The 4,390-nt window shown below is 76.4% G+C and carries 2 protein-coding genes and 1 pseudogene; 1 reads left to right on the plus strand and 2 read right to left on the minus strand.

What is annotated here, in order from left to right:
- On the plus strand, positions 1–1,283 hold a 1,283-nt coding region (locus tag HS99_RS40315; protein WP_141763917.1), incomplete at its 5' end, for a MinD/ParA family ATP-binding protein.
- An 87-nt stretch (positions 1,284–1,370) separates the two neighbouring features.
- On the opposite strand, the gene HS99_RS40320 is transcribed toward HS99_RS40315, so the two are convergent.
- Positions 1,371–2,315, minus strand: a complete 945-nt coding sequence (locus tag HS99_RS40320; RefSeq protein WP_030289892.1) for a bifunctional riboflavin kinase/FAD synthetase — start codon at positions 2,313–2,315, stop codon at positions 1,371–1,373.
- Positions 2,316–2,380: 65 nt separating this feature from the next.
- Positions 2,381–4,390: pseudogene (locus HS99_RS45665) on the minus strand (serine protease); the annotation flags it as partial.

Raw genomic sequence — 4,390 nt, forward strand, 5'->3', positions numbered from 1 at the left:
GCGCCGCCACGCCGCCGCCCGCCGCGTTCCAGCAGGCCGCCGCGCCGCAGCAGACCGCGCACGGCGCCCCGCTCGGCTACACGGCCGCCGTCGAGCTGTCCTCGGACCGGCTGCTGCGCAGCCAGCCCAAGCAGCAGCGCCAGCAGCCGCGGTTCCAGTTCGGCGGCAAGGCCGCGGCGGCCGAGAAGGCCCGCAAGCTGGAGATCATCCGCACGCCGGTGCTGAGCTGCTACCGGATCGCGGTGATCAGCCTCAAGGGCGGGGTCGGGAAGACCACGACCACCACGGCGCTCGGCGCGACCCTGGCCAGCGAGCGCCAGGACAAGGTGATCGCGATCGACGCCAACCCGGACGCAGGCACCCTGGGCCGCCGGGTCAAGCGCCAGACCGGCGCGACCATCCGCGACCTGGTGACGGCGATCCCGCACCTGCGCAGCTACATGGACATCCGTCAGTTCACCTCGCAGGACCTGAACTCGGGCCTGGAGATCCTGGCGAACGACGTCGACCCGGCCGTCTCGACCACCTTCAACGACTCGGACTACCGCCAGGTCATCGAGGTGCTGGGCCGCCAGTACCCGATCATCCTGACCGACTCCGGCACCGGTCTGCTGTACAGCGCGATGCGCGGGGTGCTGGACCTCGCCGACCAGCTGATCATCGTCTCCACCCCCAGCGTGGACGGTGCCTCCAGCGCCTCGACGACCCTGGACTGGCTCTCCGCGCACGGCTACGCCGACCTGGTGCAGCGCAGCATCACGGTGGTCTCCGGGGTGCGCGAGACCAGCAAGATGATCAAGGTCGAGGACATTGTCGCGCACTTCCAGACCCGCTGCCGCGGCGTCGTCGTGGTGCCCTTCGACGAGAGCCTGGCGGCCGGTGCCGAGGTCAACCTCGACATGATGCGGCCCAAGGTCCGCGAGGCGTACTTCGAGCTGGCCACCCTGGTCGGCGAGGACATCGTCCGGGCCCAGCAGGCCGCCGCCCAGCAGGCCGGCTGGCAGCATCAGGCACAGGCCGGCTACCAGCAGGGCCAGCCCCAGCCGTACGCCGACCCGCAGCAGGCCGCCGCCCAGCCCGCGCCCGGCGCGCCGTGGGGGGCGCAGCCCGGCCAGCCCGCGCCCCCGCCCGGCTACGGCTGGCCCCAGCCGCAGCCCCAGCCCTACGCCGACCCGCAGCAGCAGGCTCCCCAGCCCCCGCCGCCGCCCGGGTACGGCTACCCGCCCCAGCAGCAGCCGCCGGGCTACGGTTACCCGCCGCAGCAGCAGCCGCCCCAGCAGTAGGACGACGAAGGGCCCGCCGACCAGGAGTCGGCGGGCCCGCTGCCGCAGTGCCGGACGGAAACCGGCGCCGGAAGCCGGCGCCGGCCGTCAGTCGGCGTCGGTCAGCTCACGCGCGCGCTTGACGTCGTCGGCCATCCGGTCGAGCAGCGCCTCGATGGAGTCGAACTTCTCCATCCCGCGCAGGTAGGCCAGGAAGTCCACGGCCACGTGCAGCCCGTACAGGTCCAGGCCGACCCGGTCGATGGCGTACGCCTCGACGGTGCGGGCCGTGCCGTCGAAGGTCGGGTTGGTGCCGACCGAGATCGCCGCCGGCATCCGCTCGCCCCGGGCGGTCAGCCAGCCCGCGTACACGCCGTCGGCCGGGACGGCGCTGTGCGGCACGGTCTCCACGTTGGCGGTCGGATAGCCGAGCTCGCGGCCGCGCTGCGCGCCCCGCACCACCACACCCTCGACCCGGTGCGGCCGGCCGAGCACCTCGTTGGCGCCGGCCATGTCCCCGGACTCGACCAGGCGGCGGGTCAGGCTGGAGGAGAACGGCTCGCCGTCCCCGGCGGTGCCGCACACCTGCAGGTCCACCACCTCGACCTGGAAGTCGTCCGCCCGGCCCAGCTCGGTGAGCAGCGCGACGTCCCCGGCCGCCTTGTGCCCGAAGCGGAAGTTGGGGCCCTCGATGACGACCCGGGCGCGCAGCGCGTCCACCAGCACCTGCTGGACGAAGGTCTCCGGGGACTCGTTGGAGAACTCGGTGGTGAACGGCAGCACCAGCACCGCGTCCACGCCGAGTTCGGCGATCAGCTCGGCCCGGCGCGGGTGCGGCGCGAGCAGCGGCGGGTGGCTGCCGGGGCGGATCACCTCGCGCGGGTGCGGGTCGAAGGTCACCACGACCGAGGGCAGGCCGAGTTCGCGGGCCCGCTCGACCGCCTGCCCGATGATCAACTGGTGCCCGCGGTGCACCCCGTCGAACGAGCCGATGGTGACGACGCTGCGTCCCCAGTCAGCGGGGATCTCCTCCAGGCCACGCCAGCGCTGCACCCGACTGCTCCTCGTTCCGTACGGTGCGTACCCTCGGCACGCTCAAACGCTCAAAACCCGAACCCCTATAGCGTGCCATGCGCCTGCCCCGGCTCAGGCACCGGAATGGGGGTTGAGCGCACCGGTGCGCGCGGGGCCGGCGCCGGGGTGGTCCGCTCGGCCTCGGCGGCGGCGTACTGCGGGTCACGTCCGGCCGCCACCAGGGCCCGCATCCGGGCCAGCCGGGGGCCGTCGGGCGCGGTCGGGGCGGCGTCACCCGGCCACTGGGCGAGCAGTTGGGCGAAGGCCGCGGAGCGCCCGGCGCAGCGCACCAGCAGGTCGTCCGCGTCGGCCAGGCCCGGGGTGGCGCGGGCCAGCACGGCGCGGGCCCGGGCCGGGTTCTCGGCCGCGCAGTGCTCGGCGAGGCGTTCCACGGCGGCGGTGAGCACCGCCCGGTCGGTCTCGGCGGCGAGCAGCGCGTCCAGCAGTTCGCAGCGCAGCGCGTCCGCCGCCGGGTCGGCCACCGGGGCCGACAGCACCTCGGCGAACGGCCGGCGGACCGCCGTCGTCCGGGCGGCCAGCGCGGCTCCGAGCAGCACCCGCAGTTCCAGCCGGGTGGTCGGCCCGTCGATCGCGGCCTGCCGCAGGCGCCGGCCGAGGTAGTCGACGGCGATTGGCCCGGCCAGCTCCGGCTGCTCGCGCAGCAGCCGGGCGGCCAGTTCGGCGCCCCTGCGGACGGCGACCGGGGCGCGGGCGTCGGCGAGCACCCGCAGGGTCTCGGCCGGGGCCGTGCCGGGGGCCACCAGCCGGTCGGCGAGCGCGGCGAGGACGGGCTCCGGGTCGCTCTCCAGGGCCGGAGCCAGCGCGTACGGGGTGAGGAAGGCGTCGCCGCCCGCCCGGTGCAGCGCGAGCGCGGCGTCCAGGTACCCGGACCGGGTCGCCGGGTCGCCGACCAGCAGGGCCAGGGCGGCGCCGTGCAGGCCCGGTTCGTCCTCGCGGGCGAGCAGGGTGAGCGCGCTGAAGCGCAGCAGTTCGGCCCCGGCCCCGGCGGCGTGGGGGGCCGTCCGCAGCGCGTGCACGGCAGCCGCGACGTGCCGTTCGGGCCGCCGGTCGTGGCTCCAGCGGTCCACCGCGCGGCAGAGCGCGGACGGCTCCTCGGCGGCGAGCACGCTGAGCAGCGCGTCGGCCCTCGGGTGCGCGGCGGCGGCCAGCGCGTCGGCCAACTCGTCCAGGGCCAGCCGCCGGTGGGCGTACAGCAGGTCCTGGGCGATGTCGGCGACCCCGACCCCGGGGCGGCCGGGCAGTCCGCCCGGGTCGTCGAACCAGGCGCAGAGCAGCGGGAACACCGCGACGGGGTCGGCGCGCAGCCGTTCGGCGACCGCGCCGAGGAAGCGCTGCTCGGGGCCGTCGGCGGCCACCAGGCGGCGCAGCAGGGGGAGTTCGGCCTCCACGGGCAGGCCGAGGCCGGCCCAGAACTCCGGGCCGAAGCGGACCGGCCCGTCGAGCGCCCGCCCGTCGAGCGCCCGCCCGCCACCCGCGTCGGCGGCCCGCTCGGCGATCCGGCGGGCCAACTGGTCGAGCAGCGCCCGGTGTTCGACGGGGTCGGGGCTGGCGGCGAGCCCGGCGGTGAGCAACCGGGCCGCCCACCAGGCGGGTTCGCTGCCCGGCGGGCGCAGGTCCAGCGCGCGCCAGATCCGGTGCAGCCACGGGTCCAGGGCGGGCGCGCCCCAGGTCTCGGCGACCCTGCGCAGCGCGGCGGCGACCGGACCGATCCGGTGCCGGGGGACGGCCGGGCCGGAGCCCTCCGGCCCGGGCAGGGTGTCCTCCGCCTCGCCGAGGAGCATCCGCAGCGCCGCCTCCAGGTCCAGGTGCCACCCCTGCAGCCAGTCGGCGAACTCCCCGTGGGCGAAGCGGAATCCGGGCCCGGCGGGGACGAACAGCCCCTCGGCGAGCACGGCCGTGGCCCAGCCGCCGTCGACCGGGAAGAGTTCCTCGAAGGCCTCCCGGCCCAGCGCGCCCGGCTCCTCGCCGAGCATCCGCCGGGCCGCCTCGTGCACCCGCCCGGCCACCGCCGCCGCGAGCCGGCGCACCCGCCG

Source organism: Kitasatospora aureofaciens (assembly GCF_001188955.3).
Classification (GTDB): domain Bacteria; phylum Actinomycetota; class Actinomycetes; order Streptomycetales; family Streptomycetaceae; genus Kitasatospora; species Kitasatospora aureofaciens.